This is a genomic window from Natronococcus sp. A-GB7 (genome assembly GCF_029688865.1).
Taxonomy (GTDB): domain Archaea; phylum Halobacteriota; class Halobacteria; order Halobacteriales; family Natrialbaceae; genus Natronococcus.
Genome location: NZ_JARUKV010000039.1, coordinates 1 through 15,275, shown reverse-complemented (window position 1 = coordinate 15,275; position 15,275 = coordinate 1). Strand labels below are relative to the sequence as shown.

The window sequence follows — 15,275 nt, the reverse complement described above, 5'->3', positions numbered from 1 at the left end:
ACGGTCTGTCGGGTAGTTGGAGGGGGCTATGCGAACCGATTATGACAACCCCCACAGCTACACGCTGCTAAAGGGATTCCCCGCGCCATCACCATCGGTGTCCCGGTCGTCGCCGCTCTCTGACGTCTCTTCGGCACCACTCTCGGCAGGGGCTTTGGACGGTTGCTCAGGGTCCGGCGGTTCAGGTACGGGTGCAGAATCTTCTGGCTCTCGAAGCGGCTCTACGGCCGCCGAGTCGTCACCTCCGTCGCCGCGATTGTCTCCATCAACATCGACCTCGACGTCGCCCTCGCCGCAATCGCTTCCCTCGAGCTCGGGATCGGCTGTCTCGACACCGTCGGTCGAACCGGCTAGCCAGCCGTCGATCGGGACCGCCTCTCCGCTGTCAACGTCGAAAATTAGCAGCTCGGGGTCGCTCTCAAGATCGCGATCGTCGTTCGGCACGATAGCGATCCGGAACGCCTCGGGGTCGGGGACCGAGTCGTAGCCTTGTTCGTGGAACATCGCCTCGGGGACGACCGGCTCGTAGATCCGGGTCCAGTCGTCGGTGAGTGGGCTCTTCGCGCCGTACTTCCGTTCGACCTTGCCACCTTGCTCGACGACGTAGTTGCTGTCCTCCGGGTCGTAGTGGACGGTCGTCGGCGCATCGCTGGGATCTCGCTCACGGTAGTCCTCGGGCCCGTCGAACTGAAGGTAGGTCTCGCCACTGTCACGATCGCGGCAGACGATCGAACCACCCTCGAGCTCGACCCACTCGGTCGAGACATCGCCTGACACGAGTGCAAGCTTCTCAACCCCAGTGTCGTCGCGGGCCATCTCGAGCTGACTACGGGTGTAGAACTTCCGAGCGGCGTCCACCGGCGTGCGCGTCGACACGAACGGGTTGCTGCCGTCGGCGCCGAAGATCGCCGCGAGTCGCTCGGCGTTATTCGTCAATCCGTCATCGCCGCCGTCACCGACGACGAAGAGCAGCTGCTCGGGACCCGGTGCCTTCGCCGCGTTCTTGATCGGTCCGCCTGGCTTCGAGAGCCCCTTTGACTCGGCTTCGATATAAAGCGTGTCCGCCCCCGAGAGCTCGAGGATCTCTGGGTACTCCTCTTCGAGACGTGAGCGAACGATCTGCTTGCGCTCGTCTTCCGAGAGATCACCATCAGGCACGACCGCCGGCGGCACCCTCCCAACCGCGTCGGGCAGCTCGTCGCCGTCCTGGGTCGGGAGTTCCATCTCGTAGCCGGTGCGGGTGCCCCATTCGTAGACCTCACGGAGCATGTGGCGGTGCTTGCTCTTCCCACCCGACCCACCGGAGCCGGTCTCGAGGCCGATCTGACCGCGGCCATCGGGCGTGACTGAGATCTCCAGGCCGTCGCTCGTGCTCCGTTGCTCGAGAGCCCCGACCGCCTCGAGACGCTCGACGATGTTCGACGCCTGCGTGTACTCGAGGCCAGTCGCGTCGGTCACCGCTTGCTCTGCGGCCGACGTCTCGACCAAGTCCGACTCGGCGCGGATCGTCTCGTCGTAGATCGCCTTGAGCGCCGTCTGGGCAGCTTCGACGTCGTCGACGTCCATCGGCTCATCAATGTCGGCTTCGGTGTTCTCTCGGCCGGCAGCGCTGCCTGCCTCCGACTGCCCGGTGTCGGCGAAGAAGAGGTTGTCCAGGATCTCCCGACCCGACTGTCGCTCGATCCCGTAGCGCTCGGTCGACTGCTGGATCAGGTCAAACGCTTCCTCGATCGAGTGCAGCGGCGGGTACGGCGGCGTCAGCTTCGCCATGAACGAGTCGTCCTCATGCCGCAGTTTCGTCTGTGCGTGGTAGTCGGGGATCTGCGTGAGGTCCTGTGGGTCCTTGCCGCCGAAGCGATCCGCTAGCGCTCGAGCTTCGTCCGGCAGCAGCGGGTTCAGCGAGACCAGCGTGTTGCAGTTCGACAGGATCGCCTGCTGAGCCTCGGCATCCAACTGATGGAGCGTCTGCGTCGCCAACAGTAGTCCAAGTTTCTTCGAACGAGCCTTCGTGAGCATCTTATCAGTTTGTGATGCTTCAGTGAGGACATCGTCACACTCATCGATCATGAGGAAGTACGGGTTGTAGTCGCCACCGGACGTGCTCGCACCGGCGAGCTCGCGGACCTTCTTTTCCGAGGGGTTGATCCGATCGTTCACACACGTCCAGACGCGGCGCATGACCGCCGTCGCGACCATCTTCTTCGCCTCGCCGGGTAGGTCGTTCTTGCAGATGATGATCTTGCCCTCGTTGACCGCCTCAGCGATCGAGACGTCGGACTCTCGTTGTGCCAGGATCTGGCGAGTGATCGGGTTCTCCACCCAGTCCTTGAGCCGACCCACGAGCGCGTCGAGTTCCTGCTCTGTAAGGTGCTCGGCGATCTGGCGAGTGTAGACCTCGATGAAGGCAATGTCGTCGTCGTCGGCCGACGCGATCAGGTCGGCGTACTGCTGGCGGTTCTCTTCGTCCAGGAGCGCGTAGTACAGCTCGAGGGGCGTGAACTCGAACTCGTGGCGAATCATCCCCCGGACCATCGTCTTCATAACGCGGTCCATCCGGTTCCCCCAGAAGTCGCCAGCCTTGAGCAGCTCCTTGAAGTCGTCGACGATCCCCTCGATTTCCTCGTTGAACCCGGTCTCGTCGGGCTCATGGTAGGTCTCGAAGAGGTTGAACCCGACCGACTTCTCGAGGAAGTCGTCGCCCGGCGCGATGTAGATCACGTCGTCCCAGCGATCGCGAGGGACGCGCCGGAGCAGGTCGTAGATGTCGTCCCCCTTTGGGTCGATGATCGTGACGCCATGACCGGCGTACATGAGTGCAACGGCGTCGTTGTACATCTTCGTCGTCTTCCCCGTCCCCGTCGAGCCACCGTAGAAGACATGCCGAAAGAGTCGGTCGAATTCCACTGGTACCTCGCGACCGGAACTCTCCGAGACGCCGATCCACAGCGGCTGCCGGGGCTCCGCCTGTGCGTTCTCGATCATCGCTCGAGGCCAGGCACCGGCGTAGGTCTCAATCTCCTCTTCGACTGGATCGTAGCGCTCGATGGCCCACTCTTTATTGTTCAGCAAAACTGGATCTGATGGGTCGTCTTCGCCTTCGATCCGGGCGCCGAATTTTTCGGTCTCTTCAACTGGTTCACCGTCGTCGCCGAAAGGTAGACTCATGCTGACACCTCCTGCTCTCGCTCCTGGTCGCGATCTAGCTCGCGATCGTCGCTGCCCTCCTGGCGATCGGTGCCGGGGTTCCAGCCGTCATACTCTTCTGGGTCGGTCCAGGTCGCTGGGATGTCATACTCCCAGTGGTCGGCGTTCTCAAGGCCGACCGATCGGAGCTCTTTCTCCCACGGGACGGTCTCGGGATCGTGGTACTCGGAGAACCGTGGCGCGTTCGCCGGGACGTCGCCGGCGTGGGACGTCAGCGACCAGTCGACGTCCTGGGTGTTGATGTCGTCGTTCGGGATGTGGATCAGGCCGGCGGCGCCGCGGACGCCCATGATCATCTTCCGATCCGCACGAGTACGCCCGTAGGCTCGCTCGAGCTCGGTCAGCAACGGCTTGTCGTACAGCGGGACGACCTCGAAGCCCTGTTCGGTCTTGCTCTCGTAGTAGCCGTCGAACTGTTGGGCCGTCTCTGCGACACGCCGGACGGCCGTGTCGGGATCGTCGGACACCCCGATGATCCGTAGGTTCAGCCGGAACCCCTTCTCGCCACGCTGTTCGCGAACGATGTTCGATGCCTGCTTGTCCTTGTTCGATGCCTCCCGCTCTTGCCCGACGAGTTCGTACTTCTCGGGGAACAGCTCGTACTTTAGCGCATGGAGGAACGACTCATCCTTCCGCGGACTCTTGAGTTCGTCAGCGATATCGTCGATCGAGGACGACAACAACCCGCCTTTCCACCAATCGGATGGGGCCGGCTCGAAGATCGTCTGGACGGAGAGATCGGTCTCAGTATCGGACTCTCGCTCACCGATCATCTCGGCGGTAATCGAGCCGTAGGGATCGTTTTCGAACCCCTCAATGTCCATGTGCTTGATCGGATACAGGTGCTTGCCATCCGAACGCTTCCGGAGTCGAAGATAGGCGCCGGCGACGTAGCGACCTTCCTCGAGGGGCAACAGTGCTGGTCGGTCGTGCTCCGAGACGTCGATATGCGCGTCCGGATAGAACGTCTCGAGCTGGCGCTGCATCTGCTTCTGTGCCTCGGTCGTCGCCATGACCCACTGGAACCCGACCAGGCCGTTGATGTAGCGCATTTCGAACGAGTGGGTCGGCCCGTCTGCGGATCCGAAGATGCCGCCGCGACCGGGATTGTGGACGGCCGTCAGCAGGTCGATTGCGTCCTTCGGCCCGCCACCGTCCTTGCTCGGCTGTACGGCGATCGACTTGCGCTCCGGGAGCTCGCCGTACAGCTGCTCGATCAGCTCCGGCGTGACCTCGAGAGCTTCGTAACCGTCGCCAAGCCCGAGCTTCTGCCTCGTGGACACACGGTTCGATTCCCGAGTCCCATCTAGCTCCACCTCCACTCACAGGCGTCGTCGTACTGCTTGAGGTACGCCTCGTAGTCCTCGCCGTGCTCAGAGGGGTCGTACATCAACGCAACCGCCTCTCGCGGGTTTTGATCGTGATCCATCCGGACACGCCCGGGGTAACAGCCTTCATCGTCAACCCGAAGCAGCACCTCGGAGAACCCATCCGCTAGATTCCCCTTCTGGAGGTTGTCGATCAACTCAGCTTCGTCTTTCGAGAGCCCCAAGCGCTTGCCCCACTGTTGGTTCATCCCTTCGACGTACTGGTAGGTCTCCATCGACGAGAGCTCGAGCATCACCTCGGCGTTGTCGGTGAGGTGAACGTTGCCCTCGCCATCGGTGCCGAAGAAGTCCTTGTGACTCTGCGTACCGGCGCCGATCGACAGATCCCAGTGGCGGTGGTGGCGGTACTTCTGTGACAGCGACTTCACGTGTGCCTCTGGTTGTCTCTGAGCTCCTCGAGCTCCTGGCGACTCTCGTGGGCCGACCGAAGGACCCACAGCAGGAGCTTCTGAAACACCGTGCGATCCCTACTGTCATCCGTACTAGGTGCTTGTTTAGTCATCTGTGTCCCCAACAGTTGAGACCCACAATTCACTTATTCTGAAACACGCTTTCAGTGATCCCATACACCGGCTATTCATATCCTAGATAATAAATCTGTTGTACACTCCAGCCACCTCGGCAAGTGGGATTTTATATAACAAGGCTTCAACTCAGCATATTGTGTTACACAGCACAGCATATACTCAGTTTCAGGTACAGGAATACAGGTGGACACTATGACGGACTCCAACAACGAGAACGAACCTAAATCGATCAATATCGAGGTGTCGGGTTCCGAAAAGAAGCGATACGTTTCAGTCGAGATGCCCTACGACCAGTACGAACGTCTCGACGAGCTCAAGAACCGAAACGGGCTCACTTGGCGCGGACTCCTTATGCACACTCACCGTAGTCTCGGCTCACCAGAAGCCGAAGTCGACGGTCAGTACGAACAGCTAAATGAGACTCGGCAGCACCACGGATTCACCTGGAAGGGGATGCTTCTATACGCTGCTCGCGATCTCGAGGACGAATAACCAGGGCATCTACTTTTTTCTACGAGAGGCCGAACCCGACGCCGAGGATCAGAAGAACCATCCAGATCACACCCCCGAAACGCGGCGAAGCGCGCCGTGGTTGTACGGGTCCCCGGTGAGAACCCACAGGGCCACGCCGGCGACGGCGAGGGTGAGCGCTGAGAGGAGCTCGGACGACGCAAACGCTGTGTAGGCGGCTATGAACGTCATCACTGCGGTGAACCTCGCAGCGGCGGCATTCGATCGTGTGAGTAGCCCCGGCATTTCTCTATAGCCCACAGTATAACCTCACTTTATAAATAGATTTTCTCCACACAGGATTAACAATACACAGCGGCGGAATGCAGCATGAATTAGGAGCCGCTCACCAAGAAGTGGTGACTGCACAACACAGCTTGTCTTTTTTCGATGTAGTAGACTCACTGCCCGCTATCGTCTCGAAATGTGTAGAAACTGAGGTGGTTGTACAGCAGTGGCACGGAGGATCAGTGGTTGGGACCCTATTGAGCTCCGTGCCACCTGAGCGTACGGAGTAGATCGGTATAATCTTACTGTGATTATCTGGGTGACCATCTCAGATACTAACACTGCTTAGCCGTTCTGCGTCCAACTGGCGGCATCGGGGTACATAGACCGTGGTATCGTAGGTGCACTATGGGCCGAGAACTGGACGAAGTCGATAAAGGCATCCTGTATATGCTGCAACGGGAAGCTCGCAACACGACCGCTCAAGAGATCAGTGAGACGATCGGCGTCTCACCTAGCACCGTTCGCAATCGAATTAGCCAGCTTGAATCTGACGGCATCATCCGGGGGTATCACCCAGAAATCGATTACGAGGCGGCGAATCTCCCCTTACGCGTGCTCTTTGTCTGTACCGCCCAGGCAACTCGACGGGAGGAGTTAACAGACGAGGTCTTGAACGTCCAAGGCGTGGTTGATGTCCGCGAAATGATGACGGGGCGGCGAAACGTCCACGTCGAGATCGTCGCAACGGATACGACCGGTATTTCCCGTATTTCGGATGCGATCCACGAACTAGGGCTCGAAATCGAGAGTTCTGAACTCATGAAACGCCGACAGATGCAACCGTTCAATCACTTCCAGTTTACCGAGTTGGACGAGGGAACCACAGACGCTGACGATGAGTAACAAGGTGTTATATCCGCAGTTATGCTCGCCGATATTCCGATTTCCACAGCAATAGATTCGACTTTCCTGAATTATTTATCACTATACCTGCTGTAATCACAAACTGATTACTGACATTCAAATAGGATTCATAAGTACTGAGCGACTCGAAGTCAGTGTGGAACACAGTCGAGATCGATCGGCTTCACAAGAACGCTCTTGTTCGTGCCGAAACAATGCCGGAGAGAGTACCGGCCACGCCGGTACCATGGTTGGGACCCATGAACGAATTATCTAATCACCAACGAGCGGTTGAATTGCTCCAGCAACTTGGCCTAAAAGAGTACGAGGCGAAGTGCTTCGTCGCCTTATCACGGATGCCAAAAGGAACGGCCAAAGAGATCAGCAAAACCTCTGAGGTTCCTCGGACACGTGTGTACGATGCGATTCGCGTGCTGGAAACGAAAGGACTTGTGCAGATCCAGCACTCGAATCCCAAGCAGTTTCGGGCCGTCCCGATCGATGAAGGAGCCGAGACACTGCGTCAAGAGTACGAATCACGGATGGAGTCACTCGTCGAGGCAGTCGAAGGGATCGACCCAGCACCAGTAGGCGACGACCAAGAAGTGTCGCACGAAGTCTGGGCGCTAACGGGGCAGACAGCGATCGCAACTCGCACCCAGCAACTTATCGATGGGGCTGGAGAAGAGATTGTGTTTGTCGTAGGCCATGAAGATGTTCTCACGGAGGAGTTGGTCACGCACCTCCAAACGGCCCAGGAGACGGGCATTACGGTTGTCGTTGGGACCATCTCTGAACACCTCCGTGATACCGTTCAGCAGGCGCTTCCTGACGCTAACGTGTTCGTTTCCGAGCTGGAATGGCTGAGCAGTACTTCGACAGATAGTACCGATGACACGACGATCAGCCGACTGATTCTGATTGACCGCAACACGATTCTGGTCAGTACGGTGCACGAGGCTGCTTCGGATGCGGCTGAAACTGAAAGAGCAGTGTTCGGCAGGGGCTTCACCAATGGCTTAGTCGTAATTGCCCGGCGGCTAATGGCGACGGGCTTAGAGACGAGCGATGATCCCAAAGAGTTCGTGGGAGACTAACCAGCACCGTCAGCAGTGGAAGCGATCATCGTTACAGCGTCTCCCTCTCATGGACCTGCAATCTGCTACAACCAGTAACCCTCGTGGTCGGTCATTCCGAATCCTCGTTCTTTTCGACTTCCGTGACGATCACGTCCCAGTCAGGATGTTCGACACCATTCCGACATTCGAATCCGCCTTCCACATCGATTCCACTCTCGTAGGCCCTGCGAAGGAGGGCTTTCAGTTCCGCATTCAATTCCTCCTTCGACGTAAGCAAGGTCTCCTCAGAAGTCATCTTCCCGCGCCCCTTTCGTAGTTCTCCGCTGCGAGTTCGTGTTCTGGTGTGATAGTGATCACACCGTAGCTGTGTACGGTTATCACGTGCCCGTCGTGCGTGAATGTAACGTGGGAATCTTCGTTTGTCTCGTTTCGAACGCGGACGAGCGCATCTAATTCGTCGGGGTCAACAGCAGAATGGAGCGGGTCGAGTTCAACCGGATCAGTGTCCATTACGTCCGCCAGCGTTGCGATAACAGCCATGCTCGCGGGTGTCCTCTCTTGATTAAACTGGATACAAACAGTCGCCGATTCCTGAGAATACTCAATCGCTTCGACTTCAACCCCAGATACGTTTGTGTCCATCTTGCCCAATTCTAGCCGTCTGAGTCGGTTCAATAGGGGTACTGATTATACAGGAGGTTTAATACAAGGGGTTTATCCAAACGATCATACCGAACTACTGAGTGTCGCTCCAATGAGGCGTCGGTGTCCGCGTCGAAGGCGTGACGATAGTGATTGCTGGGTGATGTCGAGCTCGCCAGCGATCTCTTCGAGCGACGCCTCGCGTGGGGTGTCGAAGTAGCCCCGGTCGTAGGCCAATATCAGCGCCTCACGTTGGGTCTCGGTCAACTCGTAGCCTTCCCCCTGGATCGGAAGCATTGCGTGGACGGCGGTGATCGCTATCGGAATGTCGTTTTCCTGGCAGTACTCTCGAAACTCGGCGATTGATTCCTGACTCTCGGCGCGCACCTCGAATCGCCACTCGTCTTTCGTACCGATTCCGGAGAGCACGACGACGTTGGCCTCGGCAAGCGCACTCAAGATGCCGAAGTACTCTTGCTCCCACTCCGCACGCATGAGATACTCGTCTTCGACGCTATCGACCAGTCGGATGTTGCTCACGCCAGCGTGTTGTTCGAACGCAGCTTCGATGTCCTCCGTTTCCGCATCGCGTACCCAGAAGTACGGGATAATCAGCGTCTCGTGTGGGATGAGTCGCTCCAGTTCGACCGTCACACCCGGCAAGTTCTCGAACACACTCCCCAGTGGAAACTCCGCTACCGGACTCGTAAACTCCATGACAGTCGCCATGCGAAAGCCTTCGTCTAGCAGACGAATAACTGGAATGGGTGGTGTACCATGGCTTTGAGACGAGCCAACGCACCGTTGATGGCCCGGATAGTGTGTGCTGCGAGCGGGGAGTCCGTTTGGTATTCGATTGACCATGGTACACCATGTTATCTTCTTTTGTAGGACCGACTAATATAGTCTCACAAGCGAGCATGAGTGTAATAGCGGAGATTCGTATCCCATCCGATGATTTTGAACTCGGACAAATCCTCAGTCTAGAGCAAGCGTCGGCAATCGAACTCGAAACGCTCGTCCCGAGCGGGGACCTCACCGTGCCACTCTTTTGGGTCTACGAACCGGTCGAAAACGGCTTTCTCGATACCGTCGAACGTTATCCAACTGTCAACAGCGTCACGGAGATGGATGTGTTCGACGACCGGATGCTCATCAGGCTCGACTGGGATGCGAGTCAGGACCACCTTTTTCAGTGTATATTGGAACACGATGGGCAAATACTGGGTGCTACTGGATCACCGGAAGGGTGGAATTTCGAGATACGATTCTCGAGCCGCGAGGGATTGAGACAGTGCCAGGACTGTTGTGAGGACGCGCACATCTCCCTGAAAATAACCCGTATATACAATCCAACGGATCCCGAGGCTGGTCCGTGGTACGGCTTGAGTGAGCCCCAACGAGAAGCGCTTATGCTTGCCATTCGAATGGGATACTACGACATTCCACGAGGCTGTACGACCGCGGAGTTAGCCAACGAGCTCGGAATTTCCGATCAGGCAGTGACGGAGCGACTGCGTCGTGCCATTGGTACGTTTGGGAGGTACGCACTTTTCACTCCTGAGTCAGAGGCACAAGTGGACTGACTGTTTCCATTATACACCATGGGACAGGACCAGGCAGTTGGGCCTACGCTAGGTGAGTATGGATGAGAGTCGAAAGCTGGGGTCACGTAATATCCAGTCAACTGATGAGGTTTCCGGTTCTTCGGGGCATGAGAGGCCGATCTCCCCCGATACGATTCTGTCGGCAGTAGCGAACGAACACCGACGCGCCATCCTCAACGTAGTGACCAACGCTTCCGAGAAGACATTGGAAGGCGATGTGCTCGTAGATCGCGTTGCAGACCGGGTTCGAGACGAAGACGCGAAGCGGGAGTCAGACGAACATCGACAACGCGTCCGGATCGCACTTCACCATACTCATCTTCCAAAACTCGAGGAGGCTCGGATAATCGACTATGAGACTGAAACGGGTCAGATCCAGTTTATTGGCGGTGAACTGGAACAGAAGATACTGAGGTTAGTTGAGCCGTACGACGTCCGCGAGTGAGAGGCAAGTTCGATTGAGGATGAGTCGCTCCCGTTGAGCGTGTCATAGAATAGGTCGTACCTCTCTGCTCTGAATGGTGAGTCCTGGCGATCCGTTGCCCCTTACGTCCGATATATTCCTGTCTGCACCGTCACAAACGATGTGTGGCTTCAGGTTGTGAAAACCTCACTCAATAGTGAGGTCACCGGTATCGGTTGCGTTTTCGTCCCATTCCAATTCGAACTCGAGTTCAATCTCCGACGAGCCCCCCGACCGCGATGTCTCACGTTCGACCTCAACCTCGAACTCAACGCGTCCCGGTGGAGCGAGTGTTACCGACTCACTGCCGGACTCGAGAGTGAATTCGTCGCCTGATTCGAGATGTTCTGCGACCGTTCGAAGGTACTGTGCGACTTCAGTTGTGTCCATATCCCGCTCGGACTCAAACAATGTTTCTTCGGGCATCCCCGTGGTTACGATGTCCAGGCTATTAATGCAGAGGGGACGACAAAACGCCAACAAGACGCTACGCGCCTGAGGCTGCGTCTACGCACGAGCACACGTGTTCCTTGTACTGAGTCTACGCCTCGTCATTGCAACCACAGACTCTGAACATGGGGACAGTTCGGGAAGTGCAACCATCACGGTGTGAGAAGAGTTCGATGACGCCCTAACTGTCAAGATGAACCGTTCAGCGTCACATCCTCGAGCGTCGGCGTTTGGCCGTCTATCACGTCCGTTGGCGCTGATCCGGCATCCCAGCCCTCAGCGACGATGTCCACGTTCCGAAGCGTTACCGGCGCTGACGTCCCCGAGTAGAACGCATCCGCCGGTGCCTGCAGTGTGATCTGACAGTTCTCGATCGTCGACTCGGTCACTCCCGACCGCGTTCCGATCGCGAAGTTGCCTCCGGGCCCTCCGGCGTCGGACTCATGTGAGATCACAATCTCGTAGTCGCGGATCAGACCCTCGCCCGAGTAGTGCCAGATTGATCGGCCGCTCGAGTACGTCCCCAATGGCTGCCGGTCGACGATCGCGATCGAGTTCTCGACTGTCGACGTTGGGTAGGTCCCGTCTCGCGTGAGCTCGCCGTCCTCGTTCTCGTCGAGTTCTGGAATCGGCTCCCACTCGTCCGTGCTGTTGAACCGGAAGTTAGCCGTCCCCGAGTTCGACGCGATACAGTTCCGGATGATCTGCCGCCCACCGCCTTGGACGTACATCCCGTTGTCCGGCCACGGACCGCAGATACAGTTCTCGAAAAGCGTCGTCCCCTGCATCTCGGTGTGGCCCACGATCCCCGTCGTCGACCACGACTGACCCAGTCCATGTTCGTTCGTGTTCCCCGCGTAGTCGGTTGTCTCTCGCGTGTTGATCGTGTCGCCGTAGTGCATCCCTCCATCGCTCATATCGACCGAGCTCACTCGAGCGAAGGCGTCCGGTGACGAGGTCGCCACCCGCATGTTCCCGTGTGATCCGAGATCGTGCAGCCCCGCAAAGGCGATGTTCCGAATCTCAGCCCGATCGTTGATGATCGCGTAGAGGCCGCGCATTCCCGAGTTCTCCCGGGTCCAGTCAAAGATGAACCCGCCGAACACCAACTCGCCCTCGTGTGGGCTGCTGAACGTCCCGAGCCGGAACAACATCGTCCCGCCGCTGTACTCGCCCTCGTCGACGGTGTGGCCGTGGATCGCTTCAACCTCTCCGTGCCGGATCACCGCGTTCTGTCCGATCAGGCCGACGTCGCGCCACCCCGTTCGTCGGAACCCCTGGTTCATTTTGTACTCCCCCTGCGGGAAGACGATCAGCGTGTCGTCCTCCCACGCCATCGAGAGTGCGTCACCGATTGGCTCCTCTCCCGTGGGGTCTGCGTTGTAAGGATCGTCGGTGATGTCCACCACGTTGCTGAATCGGTCCTCGTAGGCCGATGGATCCAACGCCGTCGCGACGTCGGTGTCGATACTCGTCGCCCCCGCATTGGCTGGATTTCCCTCACCCAGTGAGGACCCACCATCGAAGACCATACACCCTGCCAGAGGCGCCAACGCCGCCACTGACGCCGCCGCACCTCCCCTTAGAAAATCTCGACGTGAATATGAGGCCTTCATAAGTGTTCAGTCATGGTTTAGAGTAATATTATTTTCGGAGATCCAACTGATTCGTGACGCCAGAGATCGCGACAGCCACCCCAGCGTGGTCCAGTGACTGCGCCTCGAGCCGACGCCGCCACACCGCTACCGACTGCCCGCTCACGCTCCGCTTCGCTCCGCGCTCGCTCCTGTGGATAGTCCACCTGCTGCAGTCAGAACTGACCCCCAGACACTACCTCGAGAACACAGATCTCCTCGGATCGCGTGCCTCCACTCGAGGTGGTAGTCCACCCCATCTACCAGTCTATTGATAGTCCATTCTGCTAGTGCACAGTCTGGTAGTCCACCCCGCCATCGAAATGAAATTCACGCTGCTATCGCTCGCTGAGCTCTCCTCTCACTGCGCTCGGTGAGCTTCCCTTCTTGCTAGTCGCGCCCCACCGCTCTGTTCGTCATCGCACCTGCTGTAGCCAGGCTTCCCTCCCACTCTCTTCTCGCTCCGTTGATAGTCCACTCGAGGCTATCGCCCGGACCTCAATGTGGTGTTCTCGAGATTAGCATTGAGGGGGTAGCCGGCCTAGAGTACTGTCGCTAACTCGCGTTTATGCAAAAACTGTCGCAAGTATTTTAGTAAGCTAGGCTGACCTATTCGTATGGAGCCAGGACAAAAACCAGCCGAGATCGTTGAAGACCTATCACAAAAGCCACACCGGATTTTGGTCTCGATCCAGAATCGAGGTGGGACTGTGAAGAAGTCGCTGATCACCGACGACACCGACATCGGATCGAGCCTCACCAACTACCACCTCACGAACCTCATGGGCGCTGGGCTCGTCGAGCGGACCGACGGAGACGAGCATGATGGAATCCCCCGCGAGGGCTATACCTACCGGATTACCGATAAGGGTAAAGAGGTCCTCGAAGTCGCCTTGGAAGACTACGAGACGACGCCCGTCGAGTCGCGAGACATTCGCCGGCGATTCGAGAAGCTCGAGACCCGAACTGAGAGCCTCGAGCAGCAGAACCAGAAGCTGGTCGAGAAGGTCGACGAGCTCACCGAGGAGAACGAGCGTCTCGAGGGGAGGATCGATGACATGCGCGACGCGAACAGCAAGCTGTGGGAAGATGTACAGAGTCTCAAGTGAGGGTATAATGAGATTCGTGTCTACTGCTCACCGACCACAGCAATGTCGTGATCGGCGATCTCCTCGGGTCGGCTGTGGGCTGCTATCTCGAAGCGCCATGTCTCTTCGGCGCCGAGCTCGGGTGTCAGATCGCGGTGGTTGCCTAGCTCCTCGCCGTCTTCGTTGTAGACTCTCACTTCGACCATCACCGACCCGTACGCTTCGTCACCGATGTTCTCGACCTCTCCCGTATAGCTGATCTCCTCGTCGTATTCGAACTCCTCGAGTTGCTCTTCGTAGTCGGTGATCCGGAGCCCGCCAAACTCGAGGACGTCCTCGTCGGCGTCTCGCTGCTCGACGTCGTCAGGGTCCGGTGGCTCTTCGTCCCCGGCACCGTCCTCGGTCTTATCGGTTTCTTCTGCGTCGTCCTCCGAGTCGTCAGCCTCGGGTTCGTCGTCGTCGTCGTCGCGATCAGTGTCGGCAGTACTCTCGTCGGTGTCGTCTTGCTTTTCCTCCTGGTCGTTGTTGTCGTCGCTGTCCGGACGCATGCCGGCGAAGTCGAGACAACCTGATAGAGGTGCAACGACCACGCCGGTGCCGAGGGCCGCGATCGCGTCCCTGCGGTGCATTACAGATCCTTCGACGCGTGTTTCAGCATGAAGTTGATCGTTACGTTTCGCGATGGCAGACTGTATTCCTCTTGGACGCGATCGACGTCGTCAGCGAGATCCTGCGGGATCCGCTGGGTGACGCGAACGCGGTCGTCACCTCCCGAGTCGTCTCCTGCCTCGGTGTCGGAGTCGGTCTCCGAGCCGTTCGCGTTGTCTTCTTCGCTCTGTTCAGCATCGTTGAGAATACTGTCCCGTGTCGTATTGGTATCAGTCTGGTTCCAGAGTGACGTCAATCCACCACCTATTCGCCGTCGGCTTGACCGGATCCTTCGAGGTCGGCCTCCGGGTCGGCGTATTCGATCTTGCTTGCCAGATCGGCCGTAATCTCAGCGTCGCCGACCTGTGCGTACCGGTATGCGGCCAGGCCGACGAGCTCGACGTCGTGGTTGGCACAGGACCTCCCGAATGTCTTTTTTTGACCGGTGGTCGAACGGTCAGACTCTTGGGAGAGCCGTGTATAGCCGAGAGTAGGAGCGTCGTCCGGCACCGGTGCTGGCCCGCGGGAGTCGGCGACGCTCTCGCTGAGCAGGTCTGCGAGCATTAGTCCAAATCAATTCAACGACCTGCTCACTTCTCAAACTGGATCAACTAGAAAGTGCCGTTAGGGCGGTTCGTGCATTATTATAACCACCAAAGACCGCATCAGTCGCTCGATGGAAGGACGTCAGCTCAGGAGGTCCTGAACTATACAGTGCCGCTTGTGGCTACTGTAGGTCAAAGTCCGCGGGAACTTCTTCGAGCTCTTGGAGCAGTCTCTGTATAGCTCTCAGTTGGTCATCAACCTCTTCGATTTTCTGCTCGATATCGATAAACCGGGTGGGGATGTTCCGCTCTACTTCGGCTATCGGGAACTGTCCGCCTTCTCGATTAGTGTAATA

18 protein-coding genes and 2 pseudogenes are annotated in these 15,275 nt (G+C 58.0%); 8 read left to right on the top strand and 12 right to left on the bottom strand.

Going from position 1 to position 15,275, the window contains the following annotated elements:
• Positions 1 to 57: 57 nt before the first annotated feature.
• From QA609_RS22710 to QA609_RS22700, 3 genes are read right to left on the bottom strand one after another with little or no spacing between them, the layout of a single operon-like run.
• Positions 58 to 3,165 (bottom strand): TraM recognition domain-containing protein, encoded by a 3,108-nt coding sequence (locus QA609_RS22710; RefSeq protein WP_278304902.1) that lies wholly within the window; start codon positions 3,163 to 3,165, stop codon positions 58 to 60.
• Entirely contained in the window at positions 3,162 to 4,487 is a 1,326-nt protein-coding gene (locus QA609_RS22705) for a hypothetical protein (RefSeq protein ID WP_278304901.1), read from the bottom strand. The genes QA609_RS22710 and QA609_RS22705 overlap by 4 nt, the downstream gene beginning before the upstream one ends.
• 23 nt (positions 4,488 to 4,510) lie before the next feature.
• Entirely contained in the window at positions 4,511 to 4,960 is a 450-nt protein-coding gene (locus QA609_RS22700; protein WP_278304900.1) for a hypothetical protein, read from the bottom strand.
• Between the two features lie 351 nt (positions 4,961 to 5,311).
• On the opposite strand from QA609_RS22700, the gene QA609_RS22695 reads away from it, so the two are divergent.
• The gene (locus QA609_RS22695) at positions 5,312 to 5,611 is read left to right on the top strand and encodes a hypothetical protein (protein WP_278304899.1); all 300 of its coding nucleotides are present in this window, start codon (positions 5,312 to 5,314) and stop codon (positions 5,609 to 5,611) included.
• Between the two features lie 66 nt (positions 5,612 to 5,677).
• Here the strand turns inward: QA609_RS22695 and QA609_RS22690 are convergent, their stop codons facing one another.
• Complete coding sequence (locus tag QA609_RS22690; RefSeq protein ID WP_278304898.1) at positions 5,678 to 5,821, bottom strand: hypothetical protein; 144 nt, start codon at positions 5,819 to 5,821, stop codon at positions 5,678 to 5,680.
• Positions 5,822 to 6,265: 444 nt separating this feature from the next.
• Here QA609_RS22690 and QA609_RS22685 point away from each other — a divergent pair, with 444 nt between their 5' ends.
• Positions 6,266 to 6,763: an Lrp/AsnC family transcriptional regulator gene (locus QA609_RS22685; RefSeq protein WP_278304897.1), complete on the top strand. Its 498-nt coding sequence runs from the start codon at positions 6,266 to 6,268 to the stop codon at positions 6,761 to 6,763.
• Positions 6,764 to 7,023: 260 nt separating this feature from the next.
• Positions 7,024 to 7,860 (top strand): helix-turn-helix domain-containing protein, encoded by an 837-nt coding sequence (locus QA609_RS22680; RefSeq protein ID WP_278304896.1) that lies wholly within the window; start codon positions 7,024 to 7,026, stop codon positions 7,858 to 7,860.
• Between the two features lie 91 nt (positions 7,861 to 7,951).
• On the opposite strand, the gene QA609_RS22675 is transcribed toward QA609_RS22680, so the two are convergent.
• The 3 genes from QA609_RS22675 to QA609_RS22665 all read right to left on the bottom strand — a co-directional run bounded on the left by QA609_RS22675 (position 7,952) and on the right by QA609_RS22665 (position 9,213).
• On the bottom strand, positions 7,952 to 8,137 hold the full coding sequence (locus tag QA609_RS22675; protein WP_278304895.1) for a hypothetical protein: 186 nt from the start codon (positions 8,135 to 8,137) through the stop codon (positions 7,952 to 7,954).
• Positions 8,134 to 8,484, bottom strand: coding sequence for a HalOD1 output domain-containing protein (locus QA609_RS22670; RefSeq protein WP_278304894.1), 351 nt, complete (start codon positions 8,482 to 8,484; stop codon positions 8,134 to 8,136). Before QA609_RS22670 ends, QA609_RS22675 begins: the two co-directional genes overlap by 4 nt.
• Positions 8,485 to 8,568: 84 nt before the next feature.
• Positions 8,569 to 9,213 carry a helix-turn-helix domain-containing protein gene (locus QA609_RS22665; protein WP_278304893.1) on the bottom strand — a complete coding sequence of 215 codons (645 nt, stop codon included), beginning with the start codon at positions 9,211 to 9,213 and terminating at the stop codon, positions 8,569 to 8,571.
• Between the two features lie 191 nt (positions 9,214 to 9,404).
• Between QA609_RS22665 and QA609_RS22660 the strand changes: the two genes are divergently transcribed.
• Together QA609_RS22660 and QA609_RS22655 are read left to right on the top strand one after the other, a co-directional pair.
• Positions 9,405 to 10,070 (top strand): helix-turn-helix domain-containing protein, encoded by a 666-nt coding sequence (locus tag QA609_RS22660; RefSeq protein ID WP_278304892.1) that lies wholly within the window; start codon positions 9,405 to 9,407, stop codon positions 10,068 to 10,070.
• Between the two features lie 58 nt (positions 10,071 to 10,128).
• Positions 10,129 to 10,536, top strand: a complete 408-nt coding sequence (locus QA609_RS22655; protein ID WP_278304891.1) for a hypothetical protein — start codon at positions 10,129 to 10,131, stop codon at positions 10,534 to 10,536.
• A 165-nt stretch (positions 10,537 to 10,701) separates the two neighbouring features.
• Here QA609_RS22655 and QA609_RS22650 read toward each other — a convergent pair whose 3' ends face one another.
• Positions 10,702 to 10,980, bottom strand: coding sequence for an amphi-Trp domain-containing protein (locus QA609_RS22650; RefSeq protein WP_278304890.1), 279 nt, complete (start codon positions 10,978 to 10,980; stop codon positions 10,702 to 10,704).
• A 73-nt stretch (positions 10,981 to 11,053) separates the two neighbouring features.
• On the opposite strand from QA609_RS22650, the pseudogene QA609_RS22645 reads away from it, so the two are divergent.
• Positions 11,054 to 11,167, top strand: a pseudogene (locus QA609_RS22645) (IS5/IS1182 family transposase); the annotation flags it as partial.
• A 25-nt stretch (positions 11,168 to 11,192) separates the two neighbouring features.
• Here the strand turns inward: QA609_RS22645 and QA609_RS22640 are convergent.
• Positions 11,193 to 12,620, bottom strand: a complete 1,428-nt coding sequence (locus QA609_RS22640; RefSeq protein ID WP_278304889.1) for a twin-arginine translocation signal domain-containing protein — start codon at positions 12,618 to 12,620, stop codon at positions 11,193 to 11,195.
• Between the two features lie 635 nt (positions 12,621 to 13,255).
• Here QA609_RS22640 and QA609_RS22635 point away from each other — a divergent pair.
• Positions 13,256 to 13,747, top strand: coding sequence for a winged helix DNA-binding protein (locus tag QA609_RS22635; RefSeq protein ID WP_278304888.1), 492 nt, complete (start codon positions 13,256 to 13,258; stop codon positions 13,745 to 13,747).
• Positions 13,748 to 13,767: 20 nt separating this feature from the next.
• Here the strand turns inward: QA609_RS22635 and QA609_RS22630 are convergent, their stop codons facing one another.
• From QA609_RS22630 to QA609_RS22620, 3 genes are read right to left on the bottom strand one after another with little or no spacing between them, the layout of a single operon-like run.
• A complete protein-coding gene (locus tag QA609_RS22630; RefSeq protein WP_278304887.1) occupies positions 13,768 to 14,355 on the bottom strand; it encodes an FxLYD domain-containing protein in 588 nt (195 codons plus the stop codon).
• Positions 14,355 to 14,630, bottom strand: a complete 276-nt coding sequence (locus tag QA609_RS22625) for a hypothetical protein (RefSeq protein WP_278304886.1) — start codon at positions 14,628 to 14,630, stop codon at positions 14,355 to 14,357. Before QA609_RS22625 ends, QA609_RS22630 begins: the two co-directional genes overlap by 1 nt.
• Before the next feature lie 8 nt (positions 14,631 to 14,638).
• Positions 14,639 to 14,938, bottom strand: a complete 300-nt coding sequence (locus QA609_RS22620) for a hypothetical protein (protein WP_278304885.1) — start codon at positions 14,936 to 14,938, stop codon at positions 14,639 to 14,641.
• Positions 14,939 to 15,004: 66 nt separating this feature from the next.
• Between QA609_RS22620 and QA609_RS22615 the strand changes: the two are divergent.
• A pseudogene (locus tag QA609_RS22615) lies at positions 15,005 to 15,082 on the top strand (IS6 family transposase); the annotation flags it as partial.
• Positions 15,083 to 15,275: the final 193 nt, after the last annotated feature.